Here is a 16,644-nt window from a genome sequence, read left to right as displayed (position 1 = left end):
CAGCATCCGCCCAGGTGCCAGTTCACGCCATCGCACCCAGCGACGCGGCAGCACGAAGGGGCTCCCACGGCGCCGCAGGATTCCCGGCCGGGCGCCCCGGACCGACCCGGCCACGCTTCGGGCCGCACCCCGGCCGGGCCGCCGCACGTCACCCCCCGGAGCCGCCCCGCAGCTGCGGTCTCAGCCGCCGGTCCCGCCCCTGGCGTCCCGGATCTCCTGCACCACCCGGGCCGCCGTCTCCCGTACCGCCTCGGTCTCCATCAGGAAGTGCCACCAGTCCGGATGGCGCCCCTCCAGGCCCGCGACCGCCCGGTCCAGCCGCGCCACCGCCTCGTCCAGGGGGCCGGCGTGCCGCGGATCGGGGGTGCTGCGCCCGGTCATCGCCAGCCGCTGCGCGTCCCGTACGGCGAAACGGGTCCGCTCGACCTCCTTCTCCCGGTCGAACGACACCGCGTCGAGCCGCCGCAGCCGGTCACCGGCCGCCGACACCGCCTCATCGGTGGTGTCCAGCAGCGCCCGTGCGGTCGCCAGCCGGCTCGTGGCATCCGCCCAGCGCTGCTCGTCCCGCGCCTGCTGCGCCTCCCGCAGCTTGGCCTCGGCCTGCTGGACGGACTGCGTGGCCTGCTCCGGCACCTGCTGGAGGTCCTGCCAGCACGCCGCGCTGTACCGCCGCCGCAGCTCGCTGAGGACCGGGTCGACCTTGCCGGCGCGCGTCGTGATCGCCTGCGCCCGGGTCCGCAGCGACACCAGCCGCTTGTCGATCTCCGCGGCCTTCCCCGGCAGCCGCTCGGCCTCGGCCCGTACGCCCTCGGCCTGGCGCAGCATGTCGTCGGCGCGCCGGATCGTCTCCTGCACGCCGTGCTGCCCCGCGCCCTGATTGAGCTTGGTCAGCTCCGGTGCGAGCGCCGCCAGCCGGGCCGCGAGATCATCGGCCCGCAGGCCCTGCGCACGGACCGCGTCCAGCGCGTTGCTCGCCGCCAGCAGCCCCTGCCGGGCCCGCTCCACGGCCGGCGCCAGCCGCGCCAGCTGCGTCTCGGCGGACTGCAGCAGCGGGGTCAGCCCCTGCGCGAACCGGTCCAGCTCGCCCTTGACCCGCTCCAGCTCCTGCTTCGCCTGGGTCAGATCGGCCCGCGCCCGCGCCACCGCGGCACCGTCGAGGTCGTCACGGTCCAGATCGTGGGAGTCGACCGCGGTGATGTACCCCTGGCTGACCTCGTCGATCCGTCGGCCGAAGCCCTCGTACTCCTCTGCGGCCTTCCGCGCGGGCGGCGAGGTGTCGACGGCGGTGATCGTCTCTATCGAGATCCGCAGATCACGGTGGGCGGTGTCCAGCTCGTAGAACGCCGCCGCGGCGGCATCCTTCGCGGCCTGCGCATCGGCCCGCTGGCCCTCCCCGCGCCCGAACCAGCGACGGGTCCCCCCGCCCGCGAACGACAACGGCACCATCGCCGCCACCAGCGGCAACGGCAGCAACATGAGCGCCACCACATCGCGGACCGGGCCCCCACGGGCGCGACGGCGTTCTCGCTGCTCATGCGGCTGAGTCTCTGTCGCCGTCACTTCCCTCTCCCGATCGGATCGCCCCAGGACCGAATGTCATTCTCCCACTCACCGGAAACGAACACACCGGCCGGTAAGTTCGCACTTCGCGCACTGGTTTGCAGTTCAGGCCCAGAGGCAAGGTAGTCTGTCGGCTCGGCAAGGGCGCATAGCTCAGCGGTAGAGCGCTGCTCTTACAAAGCAGATGTCACAGGTTCGAATCCTGTTGTGCCCACTCCTTGCGTGAAACGACAAAGGCCCAGGTCATCCGAGGTGAATTCGGATTCCTGGGCCTTGATCATTTTCTGTGGCGCGGCGAGGTGAGGTGGCGGGCGTCAGGCGCGGGTCCCGCTTCGACCGCCGGTTCTGTCCCGTATGCCCACGTACTCGTACGCTGGCCTGTATGACGCGCGTGATCGTGGCAGCGGGCGGAGGCGGTGATGCTGTCGCCGCTGCGATGCTGGACGGCGCCCTCTACGGTGGCGGGACGCCGGCGGTGGTGTTCACCTACGCGTGGGACCGGATGGTGACCGATCCCGTCCCGGGGCCCAGAGGGCCGGCCAACTTCACCGGGCTTCGCGCGCTCACCCGCAGTGTCTGGACGGTCCCCGCCGACGCGGCGGCGATCGCTCCCGCCGGTTCGACGCTCCCGGGGCTGGCCGCTGAGCTTCCGCAGAGCTTCGCGCTCATCGATCCGCATCATGGCGCCGAGGGCATGGTGCGCCAGCTGGAGGAGCTCGTCCAATACGTGGAGCCGGAGTCCGTCGACCTCCTGGATGTCGGCGGTGACATCCTCGCCCGAGGCGGCGAACCCACGCTCCGCAGCCCGCTCGCCGATGCCCTCACCCTCGCGGCGTGCTGCGAACTCAACTTCCCCGTACGGCTTCTGGTCGCGGGACCCGGCCTCGACGGCGAACTCCCCGCCGATGTCCTGCGTGACCGGCTGGGGCCGGTGGTTCTGACCCTCGACGCCGGGCATGTCGCCCCGGTCGGCCCGGTTCTGGAGTGGCATCCCTCCGAGGCCACGGCGATGCTGGCCGCCGCCGCGCGTGGCGTGCGCGGCCGGTGCGAAGGGGGAGGTGGCGGCGTGCCGGTGCCGCTCACCGACGAGAGTCCCGTCGTGTACGAGGCGGACCTCGACGCAGCCCTCGACCGCAACCGGCTCGCCGGCGCCGTCCTCGCGACGGAGAACCTGCACCAGGTCGAGCGGTACAGCCGCGAGATCTGCGGCTTCTCGGAAATCGACGACGAACGGCACCACGCCGGCCGGGCCGGCCGGCAGCCCGCGGGGGAGTTCACCCCGGAATTCGCGCTCCGGCGGCTCGATGAATTCGAGGCCGGTGCGCGGGCGCGCGGAATTACCCACACCACATTCCGGCGGCTCGCCGAAGGCTGTGGTCTCGGCGGCGGCCAACGCCAGCAGCTCAGGGCGCTGTTGCTCAGTTGTCGGCCGGAGCAGTATCAGGCTCCGCTGTGGCGCATCCCGGCTGAAGCCTGAGCGCGCGGCGGGGGGTGCCGGTCGTGTCCCCTGCGTCCCCTGCAGGTAACTCGCATGCAGGTGAGGGGAGTCGGCGGCCCGATCTTTGCCGCGATGGGGGTGCAGGTGTCGCCATCGCGCCGGCGCCCCCGGGAGGTGTGCGCTGTTGTTCGTGGTGGGGGTGCTGTGTATCGTCGAGAGAGTGACTTGAAGTTTCAAGTAGTTGTTCGCGGCCTCGCGTGGCCGGCCCCGATATGCGAAAGAGCGGCTCCTGCATGACGTCTCCCCTCGGCACTCTCGTGTCCTCCCGTATCGACCTCCCCGCCCGCCGTGACGCCGCTCCGCACGGCTACGACGCCGGGCTCCTGCTGCTGCGCCTCGCGCTCGGGCTGACCATGGCGGCTCATGGGGCCCAGAAGCTGTTCGGCTGGTTCGGCGGGCCGGGGCTGGACGGGACCGGGCAGTTCTTCACGATGAGCGGCTATCCGGCGGGCCGGACGATGGCCGTCGTCGCCGGTCTGAGCGAGACGCTCGGCGGGCTCGGGCTGGTGGCCGGGCTGCTCACGCCGCTGGCCGGGGCAGCGGTCGTCGGCACGATGGTCAACGCGCTGGCCGTGAAGTGGGGCGGCGGCTTCTTCGCGCCCAAGGGGGTGGAGTACGAGCTGCTGCTGACGGCCGGTGCGGCGGCCCTGACGCTGACCGGGCCCGGCCGCTACGCCGTCGACCGCCTGCTGCCCGGTCTGCGGTCCGTCCGGCCGCTGCACGGAGTGCTCGCGCTGCTGGTGGGGGTGGTGCTGGCCGGCGGGGTGCTGCTGGTCCGGAAGTGACCACGGGCCCCGGGGGCGGCCGCCTCGCTCCGCGCGCACCGGGGGGGCACGGACAGGACGTCCGTCGGGCCGCATAACGGGCCGGCCGGCCCTGGGCAGGGGCGGGGCGTGCGGGGTACAGCAGAGGCAGGGAAGGCGGCGGCGCCACGGCGGTGTCGCGGCCGGGAGACGGGAGAAGGGCTCCATGTCCGTACGACGTCTGAACCACGCGGTGCTCAACGTCCGCGATGTAGCACGGTCGGTGGCCTTCTACACCGACGCCCTCGGGCTGACGGTGGACGTCGAGGTGCCGGGGCGGGCCGCTTTTCTCAGCGCCCCCGGGTCGCTCAACGACCACGATCTGGGGCTGTTCGCGGTGGCGCCGGACGCGCCGGGGCCGGAGGCCGGGCAGGTCGGGCTGTATCACCTGGCCTGGGAGGTCGGCACGCTCCGCGCACTCGTCGAGGCCCGGACCCGGCTCACCGAGCGGGGCGCCCTGGTGGGTTCCAGCGACCATCTCGTCGCCAAGTCGCTGTACGCCAAGGACCCGGACGGCAACGAGTTCGAGGTGATGTGGCGGGTGCCGCGGGAGGACTGGCCGGGCCCGGACCTGCCGGACCGGCTGCTGCCCCTCGATCTGGAAGCGGCGCTGGAGCGCTGGGGGCCGGACCGGGAGACGGGCGCCGCGGCCGGCTCCGCCACGTGAGAACGCCGGGCCGGGCCGGACGCCGAGGAGGCGGGGCCGGTGGAGTCGGTGGGGCCGGGGTGGGGCTCTGCCTCAGGCGCTGCGCGCGGCCCGCTCCGCCTCAGGGGCTGGGCCCGCCTCAGGCGCCCGGCGCGGTCCGTTCCGCCGGCTCGGTCGTCTCACCGGCCCGCTCCGCCCGCTCGGCCCAGCGCTGTTCGACGCCGGCCAGCCGCCAGTAGGCCAGTGCCGCGGCCCACACCACCACGAACAGGCCGACGATGATGAATCCGACGTTGTCGAGGTCGAGGCCCGAAATCCAGCCGGTCAGCGCGTCGTTGAGGCCGAGCTTGTCGTGCAGCACGGTCACCAGCTCGATGGTGCCGATGAAGAAGGCGACGGCGATCGACAGACCGGTGATGGTGAGGTTGTAGTAGACCTTGCGCACCGGGTTGGCGAACGCCCACTGGTAGGCGAAGTTCATGAAGGTGCCGTCCAGGGTGTCGAACAGGCTCATGCCGGCGGCGAACAGCAGCGGCAGGCACAGGATCGCGTACCAGGGCAGGCCCGCCGCGGCGCCGCTGCCCGCCATCACCATCAGGGTCACCTCGGTCGCGGTGTCGAAGCCGAGCCCGAAGAGGAAGCCGAGCGGGAACATCTGGCCGGGCCGGGAGATGGAGCGGGTGAACCGCCCCAGGAAGCGGTTCATGAAGCCGCGCGCGTCGAGGCGCTGCTCCAGCTCGGCCTCGTCGTAGCGGCCGTCGCGCAGCCCGCGGAAGACCCGCCAGATCCCGGCCAGCGCGACGAGGTTGAGGGCGGCGATGAGGTAGAGGAACGTGCCCGAGACCGTGGTGCCGACCGTGCCCAAAATCTGGTGCGTACGGGACTCGTCGTTGAGCAGGGTGCCGGCGAGCTGGGCGCCGCCGGCCACCAGGGCCGCCATCGCCACGACCACGCTGGAGTGGCCGAGGGCGAACCAGAAGCCGACCGAGACCGGACGCTTGCCGTCGGCCATCAGCTTGCGGGTGGTGTTGTCGATCGCGGCGATGTGGTCGGCGTCGAAGGCGTGCCGCATGCCGAGGGTGTACGCGGTGACGCCGAGCCCGACGCCGAAGACCTGGCTGCCGACGGCGTAGTGGTTCGGGACCACGAGCAGGAAGAGCACGCCGAAGGCGACGACGTGCAGCCCGGCTATGACGGCCATCAGGCCCGCGGTGCGGAGGGTGTCCTGCCGGCGCCAGCGGAACGCGGCGGGGGCAGGGGACTTGGGAGTATTGGTGGACAGGGCCATCCGGACGGTCACGCTCCAGCACCTCGTGGATCACTTCGTGAGATGCCGTGGCCGGTCTCCTGGCTTGGGGTTGCCACCCTGTCCCTTTGCAGCCTGGGGGAGGGTGCCCGTCTCCACCCCGCCTTCCCGGCCGCAGGCTGCGGTCAGTGGCGCCGCGGACGCGTCAGGCGCCCGCGGAAGGGGTGGAAACTTCCCGATCACAGTGGCGAGGGCCGCTCCGGACTGGGACCACACGGTCCGTCACCGGATTCCCGAGCACCACGGCCCGGCCACTCTAGCGGCCACCCCGGCGGCACGAGGGGCGTGGGGGTTCGCAGCCGCCCACGGGGAGTGGCGCGCCGTGGGTCAGTAGTCCAGGGACGACAGGAAGGCGTGCAGTTCGTGATCGAAGAGCGGGGTGTTCTCCAGATTGACCATATGGGCCGCCCCCGGTATGCGGACTCTTCGGGCGCCCGGGACGGTCAGGGCTATCGCGTGGGCGTTGGCGGAGATGTCCTTGCTGTCGAGATCACCGTCGAGCACGACCGTCGGTACCCGGATCTCGCCGAGGCGGTCGGCGGCGCCGACCTCCAGCGGTATCCCGGCACCCGTGCCGTCGGCATGGACCTCCACATTGGCCGCGGCCGAGGCGCGCATCCGTTCGCGGAACCCCGGGTGCACCGCGGACGGCTCACGATGCGGCCCGTCCACCCACATCCGCAGGAAGTGCTCGACATACCACTCCGCGCCGTCCGGTGTGCCGATCGCCGCCACCTGCTCCTTGATGTGCTCCAGCACGAAGGGGTCGCTGAAGGCCCGGCCGCTGATCCCCGGGGAGGCCAGCGCGAGGGCCGTCACCTGGCCGGGATGGGCGAGGGCGGTGTCGAGCGCGACCCGTGCGCCGTGGGAGAGGCCGACGAGGACGGCGCTGGGGACGTCGAGCGCGTCCAGCAGGGCGCACAGGTCGTCGTGGTTGGCGTAGTCCCCGGTCACGGTCGAGGACAGGCCGTGCCCGCGGAAGTCGTAACGGATCGCGCGCAGGCCGGAGTTGACCAGCCAGGTGAACTGCTCGTCCCACATGTGCTGGTCGAGCATGCCGCCGTGCAGCAGCACCACCGCGGGGCCCGAGCCGGCCGTCTCGTAGAACAGCTCGCCCTCGTCGACCGGCACGATGCCGTTGTCGATCTCGGACCAGGCGGTGATTCTCCGCGTCATTCCCCTGACCGTCCTTCGTGCATGAGAGGGGCCGGGGCGGGTCTGCCGCCGCGGCCGTCCGGCGTGCCGTCGTTACCGATACTGCCGTTACCGTCGTTACTGCCTTCATTGATACGACTATCACGACTGTCCTGGCTGCCCTGACTGTCGGTTTCCTCCCGTGGAACGTGCGAGCCGTTCGCCAGGTGCCGGAATTCCTCGCCGAGCCGGTCGAGTACGTGCAGCGCGGTGCGGACGTCGGCGGCGGGCAGGTCGGCCAGCCGTCGCCGCAGCTCCGTCGCCTCGAACTGCTGGATGCCGCGTATCGCCGCCGTGCCCTCGGCGGTGAGCCGGATCAGTGAGGAGCGGCGGTGGGCGGGGTTCGGGGCCGTGACGACCAGGCCCAGCTCCGCCGCGTGGTTCACCCGGCGCTGTACCGGCTGGCGGTCGAGCCCCATTCCGCGCGCCAACTGCGGGACGGTGCGCGGGCCTTCGGTGTGCAGCGCGTCCAGCAGTGCGTGTTCGCCGGCGGTCAGGCCGGTGTCCGCCAGCTCGCGCTCCACCGCGCGCACGACCGTGCGGTGCAGCGGCCACAGGCGCCGGATGACGCCGTACAGCAGATCCTCGGCGGCCGCAGCTTCTCCGGCGCCGGCATCCCTCTCGGCGTCCTGCTCGGCATCCCGCTTGGCCCCCCGGTCGGTGTCCCGCTCGGTATCCCTCTCGGCGCCCATCTCCGCCCCCTTCTCGATGACACTCGTGATGTCATGATGACACCGCTGATGTCGTTTGGGAAGAGGTCTGCCGCGGAATGGAGTTGAGGAGGCGGAGGGGAGGGATGAGGCGTGTGTGGTCAGCTGTGGTCAGTGTCGGACGGTCGGTGGGCGAGGAAGGTGGACGGCGGATGAAGGTCGGTCTGTTGCGTGCGGTCGGGGTCGCCACGGCGGTGTACGGGGCGGCGGTGGCCGCGGTGCCCGATCTGCTGGCGCGGCCCTCGGGGCTGGTCGACGAGGAGGGGCGGACCGCGTGGGCGACGCGCCTCTCCCTGCGTCCGCTGGCCTGGCGGGACGCGGTGAGCGGGCTGGCGCTGGCGACGGCTCCGGAAGGCCCGGCGCTGCGTACCGCCGCGTATGTGCGGATCGCGGCGGACTTCGGGGACGCGGTCCTGCTCGGTGCGACGCTGCCCGGCCGCGACCGGAAGCTCGCGGCGGTGGCGGTGTCCGTGGGGTGGGGCGCGCTGTCGGTGGTCGGGCTGCTCGCCGGCGGGCGGCGGGAGGTCAGCAGCCCGTCGGCGGCGGGGCCTCGTCGGGGGTGAAGGTGAGGACGAGGTCGGCGCGGTCGCGAGTGGCCGCCACGACGCGGGCATTGGCCTCGTCGGAGGTGTGGACGAACCGTTCGGCGTCGGCGCGCGGGCGCCCGAAGTGCTCATGGCGGTCGATCAGCCGCCGGAGCCGCTCCGGGGTGTCCAGGTCCACGTACCAGACCTCGTCGAGCAGCGCCCGGACCCGCGCCCAGGGGCCGGCGTCGAGGAGGAGGTAGTTGCCCTCGGTCACGACGAGCGGGAGGTGCGGTGCCACGGCGATGCTGCCGGCCACCGGCTCCTCGATACGGCGGTCGAACGCCGGGGCGTAGACGGCGCCGTCCGGCTCCGGCGTGCGCAGGCGGGCCAGCAGCGCCGCGTACCCGGCCGGATCGAAGGTGTCCGGTGCGCCCTTGCGGTCCGTCCGGCCCAGGCGGCTCAACTCAGCCCCGGCGAGGTGGAAGCCGTCCATCGGGACGAGCGCCGCCCGCCCGGCCAGCTCCGCCACGAGGTGGGCGGCGAGGGTGGACTTGCCGGCGCCGGGCGGGCCGGTGATACCGAGCAGCCGGCGCCGGCCGGGAGTCGCGGAATCGGCGAGCCGCCGGGCGCGGGAGAGGAGGTGCCGGGGATGCATGGTGCGTCCATCGTGCCCGATCGGCGGCCCCTCGGCCGGACGGGCCCGGGCCGGCGCTCCCCGGCCGTATGGGGTGGCCGGCCGGGGACCGTTCAACCGCGGGCGGACGCGGGCCGGTTCGCGAGGCCCAGGCGCCACAGGGACGTGACCTCGGCCGCGCGGGCCACGTGGAGCGGGTCGGAGGTGTCGCGGGCGCGCGGATGGCGCGGGGTGATGTCGAGCCGGTCCAGGACCGTGAGACCGGCCGCGGCGAAGGCCTCGACGAGCACGGTGTGCGGACGCAGGCCGAGGTGCTCCGCGAAATCGGAGAGGATCAGCCAGCCCTCGCCCTCCGGGGTCAGATGGTCCGCGAGGCCGTTCAGGAAGCCGTACAGCATCCGGTTGCCCGGGTCGTAGACCGCGTGCTCCACGGGGGAGGTCGGTTTCGCGGGCACCCACGGCGGGTTGCAGACGACCAGCGGGGCGCGGCCGGCCGGGAACAGATCGGCCTCGACAACCTCCACCTGCCCGGCGACGCCCAGACGTTCGGTGTTCTCGCGGGCGCAGGCCAGCGCGCGCGGGTCCTGGTCGGTGGCCACGACCCGGCGCACTCCGCGCCGGGCGAGCACCGCGGCCAGCACGCCGGTGCCGGTGCCGATGTCGAAGGCCAGCTCCTCGGTGGGCAGCGGTGCCTCCGCCACCAGGTCGACGTATTCGCCGCGGGCCGGGGAGAAGACGCCGTAGTGCGGATGGATGCGGTCGCCGCCGAGCGCCGGGATCTCGACGCCCTTCCTGCGCCACTCATTCGCGCCGATCAGGGCAAGGAGCTCGCGCAGCGAGACGAGGGCGGCGGTCGGGTCCGGGCCGGCCGTCGCGCCGGACGCCTCGCCCCGGGCGGGCTCACCGGGGCCATACGCCCGGGTGCAGGCCTCGCGGACGTCGGGGGCGCGGTGCAGCGGGACGGCGAAGGTGTCGTCGAGGGGGACCAGCAGCATGCCCAGGATGCGGGCCCGGTGATTCTGCGCGGCCCGGTGCACATGGAAGGCCTGGGTGACATCGGTGGGCGGGTTCTTGCGCGGGCGGCGGTCGATACGGCGGGCCATCGCCGTCAGCAGCTGACGGGCGTTGTGGAAATCGCCGCGCCACAACAGCGCCGTGCCCTCGCAGGCGAGCTTGTAGGCGTCGTCGGCCTTCGTCCGGTCGTCCGCGATGACGATACGGCGCGGCGGCGGGGCGTCGTTCTCGGAGCGCCAACGGGCGGAGCGGGGCTGGTCGGCCTCGGTCCATTCGACGACCGGCGGGTGGTTCACCGCAGTGTGCCTCGTATGTGTGGTGGGAGCCCTCCCAGGGGAGCCGCCCGTGAGGCGGCGCCGGTCCGGCGCCGGGGGAGCGGTGCTGCGCCGGGGGAGCGGTGCTGCGCTCGCAGGAGACGGTGGGCGGGTGGTGTGACCGTCGACTTTACTCGGTGTCGGTGTGGCCCCCGGCCGCTCACCGTGCCCGCCGGCGGGCGGCGGGCACGCCCGAGGTCAGTCGATGCCGAAGGCGCGGGCGTAGCGCACCGTGCCGCGCGGGGGTGTGGAGCCGTCCAGGGACAGTGCGAGGAAGGCCTCGTCCGGCCAGGGCTGCGGCGGCAGGATGCCGAACCCGGAGGCGGCCGGGGTGAAGCCGAAGCGCGGGTAATACGGCGGATGGCCGAGCACGATCGCGGTCCGCTCACCCGCGGCCCGCGCCGCCTCCAGGAGCGCCCGGATCACCGCACCGCCCGCACCGGACTTCTGGTGCGCGGGCAGCACCGCGCACGGCGCGAGCGCCACGGCGGGGACCTCGTCGACATGACAGCGGGTCAGCAGCGCATGAGCCGCCGGGATGCCGTCCGGGGCGTCGGCCACATAGGACAGGCCCGGCAGCCAGGCCGACGGGTCGCGGCGCAGGGCGTCGACGAGGTCGGCCTCCTCGGGCGTCTCGAAGGCGGCGAGGTTGATCCGGCGGACGGCCGCGGTGTCCGCGGCGGTCTCGGGGCGGGGGCGCCAGGCGACGGCGGGCCCGGCCGGGTCCCCCGCGCCGCTGTCGCCGGTCCCCTGCGGGTCATGGGATGCGTGGATACCGCTCATGTCCGTCATCGTCGCACCGGCTCCGGTGAACGGCCAGGGTTTTTCCGCTCCGCCGCCACAACGGGCGGTCGCCAACAGGCGGTCACCAACGCCCGGTCGCCAACGGGCCGTCGGCGTCCGCCGGACGGTCCTCCGCGAACGTCCGTGTCCGGCCGGTCCGTGTCCGGCCGGTCAGTGCGCGGGGTGCCGGTCCGGGCGGCGCATCAGGAAGACGGCGGCCGATCCGGCGGCGAACAGGGCGACGACGGAGAGGGCGGTGCTCATCCAGGAGGCGCCGAGCCAGTGCCCGCCGAAGTAGCCGAGGCTCACGCTGTAGGCCGCCCAGGCCACACCGGCCAGTGCGGACCACGGGAGGAACTCGCGGACCGTACGGTGCGCGACGCCGGCGCCCAGGCTGACCACGGAGCGCCCGGCCGGGGCGAAGCGGGCCAGGACGACGATGCCGCCGCCGCCCCGCGTCAGCGCCGTACCGAGCCGCTGTTGCGCCGTGGTCAGCCGGCGGGAGCGGCCGATGGCGCGGTCGAAGCGGTCGCCGCCGCGCCGGGCGAGCCGGTAGGCGACCATGTCGCCGAGCACGGAGGCGGTGGCCGCACAGACCATCAGGGAGCACATTTCGGCCAGGTGGTTACCGGTGCCGGCGGCGGTGGCCTCGACGGCGCCGACCGCGTCCGCCGCCGGGCCGCTGCCGGCCGCCGTCGTGGCCGCGGCGATCACCAGGACCCCGCTGGGCAGGATCGGGACGAACACATCGAGAACGATCGAGAGGCTGACGATCACATACACCCAAGGGGTGCCGCTGAGGGACCCCAGGCTTTCCAACAACGTCCTTCTCCCCGGTCCGAACCCCGCCGCGACGTCGCTCGGTGCGGCAGGGGCGGCTCTACAGCCATACAGCGTACGCCTGGCAGGGTGGCCGAAAGGGTGGGGGTGGGATGCGAGGGAAGGGATGCTGTGCACCCTTCGCTGCGTATGGGTGAAATGCGCAGTGCGGGCGATATGGCCTGCGCGCGGGAAAGGGCGTGTCCGGTCGTCGTCGTCCGGGGAGTCCGGCGCCCCTGGACGCGGCACGGCCCGTACGGCGAGGTGCCGTACGGGCCGTGGAGGCGGAGCCGGGAGGTCCCGGGCTCCGCCGGGCAGCGGGGGTGTCAGGCGGCGGAGGGCTGCCGCTCGACGACCGGGACCGCCTCCTGGCCGCGGTCGCCGAAGAACACCCGGTCGAGCGCCCACGAGCCGGGGCCGGCGAAGACGAGCAGCAGGAACGCCCAGCAGTACATCGCGGAGGCCTCCCCGCCGTTCTGTATGGGCCAGAGCGCCGAGCCCTGGTGCGCGGTGAAGTACGCGAACGCCATCGAGCCGGAGCTGATGAACGCGGCGGCGCGGGTGCCCAGGCCGAACATCACCAGCAGGCCGCCGGCCAGCTGGATCACGGCGGCGTACCAGCCCGGCCAGCTGCCGGCGGGGACGGTGCCGCCCTGGCCCATGGCGCCGCCGAGGACACCGAAGAGCGAGGACGCGCCGTGGCAGGCGAAGAGCAGGCCGATGACGATGCGGAAGAGCGCGAGCGCGTGCGGCGTGGATCTCTGGAGGGACGTCGTGAGCGGTGCGGACATGTGGGGACTCCTACGGTTTCTGGGGACGAGGGAACCGTGAAGGGGACAGGTTAGGGAGGCCTAATCTGTACTTGCAAGTTCAACCTCTGGCCAAACGCTACCTTTGGCCGGAAGAAGGCGCACCCATCGCCGAAACCGCACCTGCCGCCGGAACCACGCCGTTCGCCGGGGCCGTGCCCGCCCCCACGCCCCCGTGCGCACCCGGGGCCGTGCCCTGGGCCGCCGCCCGCAGCGCCGCCCGCGCCACCGCGTCCGTGTCGGCCAAGGTGACCGATCCCACCCCGGGACGCGCCCCGGCCGCCGTCACCCAGTGCACGCCCTCCGTCGGCACCCCGACCGCGAACCGCCGCGGATGGCGCCGCCCGTCGGCCCCGATGAGGTGGTACGGGCTCGGCGACACATCGAGCCCGCCCGTCTCGTAGCCGTCCACGGTGTGCGGCCGGCCGCCGCCCTCGGCCAGCAGCCGGGCCAGCAACGGGTCCGCGGTACGCCGGACATCCGGCTCCGGCAGCCGCGCCTCGATCAGCGCCGTCGCCGTCACCGCCGAGCCCGGCACGTCCGGTGAGTGCGCCGTGAAACCGGGCGCGCCGCCGTCGGCCGCGCCGGGCCTCACCGTCATCCGGGGGCCGACCACCTCCAGCACCCCGGCCTCGATCAGCGCGGCCATCTCCTCGATCCGGCGCCGCGGCGGCCCGATGGACAGGAAGGCGTTGAGCGGGGTGTACCAGCTGTCCACGTGGTCGCGGCGGGACGCGCCGGCCAGCCCGCCGTGGTCGACGATCTGCCGCAGCTCGTTGCGCAGGTCCCGCAGCACGTCCAGCGCCGCCTTGACCGGGTCGGACACGTTGTCCTGGCGGGCGTGCGCGACATCCGCCCGCAGATGGTCCAGCAGCCAGTCCCGGAAGGCGGCACGGCCGGCGAACGACCGCTCCCCGTGCGGCCGGGAGACCCGTTCCCAGTCCCAGCGCTCGGCCGGTGCGATCCCGAACGCGTCCAGGACGGCGGCCTCTTCGGGGCTGCGGTGCGCGCTGTCCAGGAAGCGCCGCCGGAAACGCTCCCGGAAGAGGGGGTCCGCCGCGCCGCCCGCACCCCGCCGCGCCAGCAGCGCCTCGTAGTGGACCGACTCCACCTCCTTGGCCACCAGGGGCCAGACCTCCGCCAGGAAGTCGGGCAGTTCACCGGCGTCCGCGCGTTTACGGAACGCCGCTATCACGTCCGCGGTGAGCAGCAGCGGCAGATGACGGCCGTGTGCGCCCTTCGCGTTGTCACCGCGCGCGTGGTACGGAACGCCGCGCCGGGAGCCCGCGTACAGCCGGGGTTCGCGGCCGGACGGCAGATACGTCAGCGCCCCGTCGGAGCCGCGGACGAACCGGCCGCCCCGGGCCGTCGTCAGCAGCGCCATGTGATCGAAGAAGTTGAGGCCCAGACCGCGCAGCAGTACCGGACGGCCCGGCGCCAGCGCCTCCAGGGCGGCGGAGAGATCGGCGGGGTTGGCGGGCGGCAGGTAGTGCAGCCCGTGCCCGGCGGCGTAGTCGGCCAGGCGCCGCTGCTCCGCGTCCCCGACGGCCGGCAGATGGCCCTGGGCGAGAACCACCGCCCCCAGGCCGTGCAGCGTCCGGCCGTCGTCGAGGGTCAGGGACTGCGTGCCGTCGATGGCCTCGGCCAGCCGCACCGCGCGGGCCGGGTGCGTCACGACTGTGACCTCCTCGGGCGCGGTGCGCACCGTGCGGCGGAAGAACCACTCCAGATAACGCCCGTAGAGCGCGCGCCCCGGATAGTCGTCCGGGCCGACCTCGCACCCCTCCCAGTCATGGAGGCTCGGCCCGGTGCGTATCGGGCCGGCGCACGCGACGCTGTCGTCGGTGAACAGGGTGACCTGTGAGGCCACGGTGTTCATCAGGAGTTCGGGCGGCTGGGCGGTGCGCCACACCTGGCCCGCGCCCGGCGGGGCGGGGTCGATGACATGGACGGTCAGCCGCGATCCCGGGGCCAGTTCGGCGGCCGAGGCGCAGATCCGCTCCAGCACGCTCGTCCCGCGCGGCCCGGCCCCGACGAGGGCGAGGGCGGGCCGGGGGCGGCGGTCGGCGATGTGGTCGGCGGCCAAGAGGGGCTCTCCCTGGGGCGGCGGACGGCCGGCCCGGCGGGCCCGGCCGCCCGGGAAGGCGGGCGACGAAGGTGCGCCCCATCATCACCGCCCGGCCCGGTCGTGGAGCACCCGGGTGCGCAAAAAATACGCTGGAAACCGCAGATCGGAATCCTGGCTTCCGCTGCCCGTCCGGAGGTTCACGGGTGCCGGGGCGCCCGCCTCAGCCGGACGCGGTCCGTCCGGGGTCCGCTGCCGGACCGCCCTTACCACCGCTTTCCCCGCCAACCCGTGCATCGGTCAACGCCGCACGCCAGACCGTGACGAGCCGGACGCCGCCGTGCTTCTCCCGGCGGGTCTGGTCCAGGGCGAGCCGCGCCGCACGGCCCGCCAGCGTCAGCGTCATCAGCTGGTTGCCGAACCAGGGACCGCCCGTGCGCCGCCACTTCACCGCCGGCCGGGGCAGCCGCCCGTGCCGCGCCAGCAGCTTGCCCAGCCACCGGCCGGACCGGCTCCAGCCGAAGCGGAAACCGCCCCGCAGCGAGCCGGGAATGCTGTTGTGGACGGGGGAGCAGGTCAGCTGGAGCACCCGGCTCGCGGGGTGTGGACCGGCGCCGCGCCAGTGCGGCTCGGCGACGTACGCGTGGTGCACGTCCCCGGACAGCACACAGACCGTCGCCGGGGCCCGGTCACCGGACCCGGCCTCGGCGATCAGCTCGGTGAGCGCGGTGAACGAGCCGGGGAACGCCGCCCAGTGCTCCAGGTCGGCGCGCTGGCGCAGGAACTCGCTGCGGCGGGCCCAGCGCGGGCCCCGTTCACCGGCGCACAGCGCGGCGTTCCAGCCCTCCCCGGCATGGATGAGATGCGGCAGCAGCCAGGGCAGCGAACTGCCGAGCAGCAGATGGTCGTAGCCGTCGCGGCCGTCCAGCACCGCATGCCGCAGCCATTCGCCCTCCGTCTTGTCGAGCATCGCGCGACGGCCCTCGTCCAGGACGCGGGTGGCCCGGGTGTCGATCATGACCAGCCGCACCCGGCCGAAGTCGCGGCGGTAGCTCCAGCGGGCGTGCGCCGGCTCGTTGTCCGCGTGGGCCGCGAACTCCCGCACCAGGTCCGTGGCGTCCGGTACCGACCGCACCCGCGCGTACAGCTCGTCGGCGGCCAGTTCGGCGGGCGAGAGATTGCCCAGGTGCTGGTGCACCCAGTACGACATCAGACCGCCGAGTATCCGCTCACGCCACCAGGGGGTCGCGCGCATCCGGGCCAGCCAGGACGCCGAGGTGTTCCAGTCGTCGATGACGTCGTGGTCGTCGAAGATCATGCAGCTGGGGACCGTGGACAGCAGCCAGCGGACCTCGGGGTCGAGCCAGGACTCGTAGTAGAGGTAGGTGTACTCCTCGAAGTCGGCGACCTGCTTCCACGGCGGCTCGGTGAGGTCGCGGCGGCCGGCCAGCACCTGCGCGGTCGCCTCCGAGGTCTGGTCGGCGTAGACCTGGTCGCCCAGCAGGAGCAGTACGTCGGGGCGCCGCCGCCCGGAGCCGGCGGCCAGGGTGGCCGCGAGGGTGTCCAGGGCGTCCGGGCCGACCGGGTCGTGCGCCGCTTTCGAGGGCGTCGCGGACCAGCGGCAGGAGCCGAAGGCGAACTGCAGCGGCTCCTGCGGGGAGGCGGGGAGGGTGCGGATGGTGCTCGCGGGGAAGCGGCTGCCCGGCAGCGGCCAGACCTCCTGCTCGTCGTCGAGCAGGACCCGGTAGGCCGTCTCGCTGCCGGGCGTCAGACCGGTCACCGGGACCAGCGCGTAGTGGTGCCCGGCGACCTGCCAGGTGTGCTGTGCGCCGGCCGCGCCGTCCTCGCAGCGGACGTGCACCACGCACGGCCGGTCGGTCTCCACCCACACCGTCGCGCTGTCCGCGTCGGCATACCGCAGCAGCGGCCCCAGGCGCAGTCCGGTCATCGGGTGCCTCCCCT

The 16,644-nt window shown here is 73.6% G+C and carries 15 protein-coding genes, 1 tRNA gene and 1 riboswitch; of the genes, 5 read left to right on the top strand and 11 right to left on the bottom strand.

The features are described from left to right. Positions 1–180 precede the first annotated feature (180 nt). Positions 181–1,560: a hypothetical protein gene (locus tag ACGFN2_RS12205; protein WP_393359619.1), complete on the bottom strand. Its 1,380-nt coding sequence runs from the start codon at positions 1,558–1,560 to the stop codon at positions 181–183. Positions 1,561–1,702: 142 nt separating this feature from the next. Here ACGFN2_RS12205 and ACGFN2_RS12200 point away from each other — a divergent pair. The 4 genes from ACGFN2_RS12200 (at position 1,703) to ACGFN2_RS12185 (ending at position 4,528) form a co-directional block, all read left to right on the top strand. Beyond that, positions 1,703–1,774 (top strand) — tRNA-Val (locus ACGFN2_RS12200). A gap of 168 nt (positions 1,775–1,942) precedes the next feature. Then, positions 1,943–3,037, top strand: coding sequence for a DUF1152 domain-containing protein (locus ACGFN2_RS12195; protein ID WP_362608418.1), 1,095 nt, complete (start codon positions 1,943–1,945; stop codon positions 3,035–3,037). Between the two features lie 254 nt (positions 3,038–3,291). Then, a complete protein-coding gene (locus ACGFN2_RS12190; RefSeq protein WP_393359617.1) occupies positions 3,292–3,843 on the top strand; it encodes a DoxX family protein in 552 nt (183 codons plus the stop codon). A 184-nt stretch (positions 3,844–4,027) separates the two neighbouring features. Then, the gene (locus ACGFN2_RS12185) at positions 4,028–4,528 is read left to right on the top strand and encodes a VOC family protein (RefSeq protein WP_393359614.1); all 501 of its coding nucleotides are present in this window, start codon (positions 4,028–4,030) and stop codon (positions 4,526–4,528) included. Positions 4,529–4,646: 118 nt separating this feature from the next. Here ACGFN2_RS12185 and ACGFN2_RS12180 read toward each other — a convergent pair whose 3' ends face one another. The 3 genes from ACGFN2_RS12180 to ACGFN2_RS12170 all read right to left on the bottom strand — a co-directional run bounded on the left by ACGFN2_RS12180 (position 4,647) and on the right by ACGFN2_RS12170 (position 7,699). Then, on the bottom strand, positions 4,647–5,807 hold the full coding sequence (locus ACGFN2_RS12180) for a HoxN/HupN/NixA family nickel/cobalt transporter (RefSeq protein WP_393359612.1): 1,161 nt from the start codon (positions 5,805–5,807) through the stop codon (positions 4,647–4,649). A gap of 19 nt (positions 5,808–5,826) precedes the next feature. After that, positions 5,827–6,073, bottom strand: a riboswitch (cobalamin riboswitch). Between the two features lie 67 nt (positions 6,074–6,140). Next, positions 6,141–6,989 (bottom strand): alpha/beta fold hydrolase, encoded by an 849-nt coding sequence (locus ACGFN2_RS12175; RefSeq protein ID WP_393359610.1) that lies wholly within the window; start codon positions 6,987–6,989, stop codon positions 6,141–6,143. Next, a complete protein-coding gene (locus ACGFN2_RS12170) occupies positions 6,986–7,699 on the bottom strand; it encodes a MarR family winged helix-turn-helix transcriptional regulator (RefSeq protein ID WP_393359608.1) in 714 nt (237 codons plus the stop codon). Before ACGFN2_RS12170 ends, ACGFN2_RS12175 begins: the two co-directional genes overlap by 4 nt. Positions 7,700–7,869: 170 nt before the next feature. On the opposite strand from ACGFN2_RS12170, the gene ACGFN2_RS12165 reads away from it, so the two are divergent. Further along, positions 7,870–8,280, top strand: a complete 411-nt coding sequence (locus ACGFN2_RS12165; protein ID WP_393359606.1) for a hypothetical protein — start codon at positions 7,870–7,872, stop codon at positions 8,278–8,280. Here ACGFN2_RS12165 and ACGFN2_RS12160 read toward each other — a convergent pair. From ACGFN2_RS12160 to ACGFN2_RS12130, 7 genes are all read right to left on the bottom strand, one after another. Beyond that, positions 8,243–8,899, bottom strand: coding sequence for a nucleoside/nucleotide kinase family protein (locus tag ACGFN2_RS12160; RefSeq protein ID WP_393359604.1), 657 nt, complete (start codon positions 8,897–8,899; stop codon positions 8,243–8,245). The two genes, ACGFN2_RS12165 and ACGFN2_RS12160, sit on opposite strands and share 38 nt — an antisense overlap. 92 nt (positions 8,900–8,991) lie before the next feature. After that, positions 8,992–10,188 (bottom strand): methyltransferase, encoded by a 1,197-nt coding sequence (locus tag ACGFN2_RS12155; protein WP_393359602.1) that lies wholly within the window; start codon positions 10,186–10,188, stop codon positions 8,992–8,994. Between the two features lie 216 nt (positions 10,189–10,404). Continuing rightward, complete coding sequence (locus tag ACGFN2_RS12150; RefSeq protein WP_362608401.1) at positions 10,405–10,989, bottom strand: N-acetyltransferase; 585 nt, start codon at positions 10,987–10,989, stop codon at positions 10,405–10,407. A gap of 171 nt (positions 10,990–11,160) precedes the next feature. Beyond that, on the bottom strand, positions 11,161–11,811 hold the full coding sequence (locus tag ACGFN2_RS12145; protein ID WP_393359600.1) for a DedA family protein: 651 nt from the start codon (positions 11,809–11,811) through the stop codon (positions 11,161–11,163). 323 nt (positions 11,812–12,134) lie between these two features. Next, the gene (locus ACGFN2_RS12140) at positions 12,135–12,599 is read right to left on the bottom strand and encodes a DoxX family protein (RefSeq protein ID WP_393359598.1); all 465 of its coding nucleotides are present in this window, start codon (positions 12,597–12,599) and stop codon (positions 12,135–12,137) included. Positions 12,600–12,696: 97 nt separating this feature from the next. Then, positions 12,697–14,703 carry an FAD/NAD(P)-binding protein gene (locus tag ACGFN2_RS12135; RefSeq protein ID WP_393359596.1) on the bottom strand — a complete coding sequence of 669 codons (2,007 nt, stop codon included), beginning with the start codon at positions 14,701–14,703 and terminating at the stop codon, positions 12,697–12,699. 202 nt (positions 14,704–14,905) lie between these two features. After that, entirely contained in the window at positions 14,906–16,630 is a 1,725-nt protein-coding gene (locus ACGFN2_RS12130; protein ID WP_393359594.1) for an alkaline phosphatase D family protein, read from the bottom strand. Positions 16,631–16,644 lie beyond the last annotated feature (14 nt).

This window comes from Streptomyces sp. NPDC048612, assembly GCF_043199295.1.
Taxonomy (GTDB): Bacteria; Actinomycetota; Actinomycetes; order Streptomycetales; family Streptomycetaceae; genus Streptomyces.
Note: the sequence above shows the minus strand (reverse complement) of the source record. Positions and strands in the feature narration are given on the sequence as shown.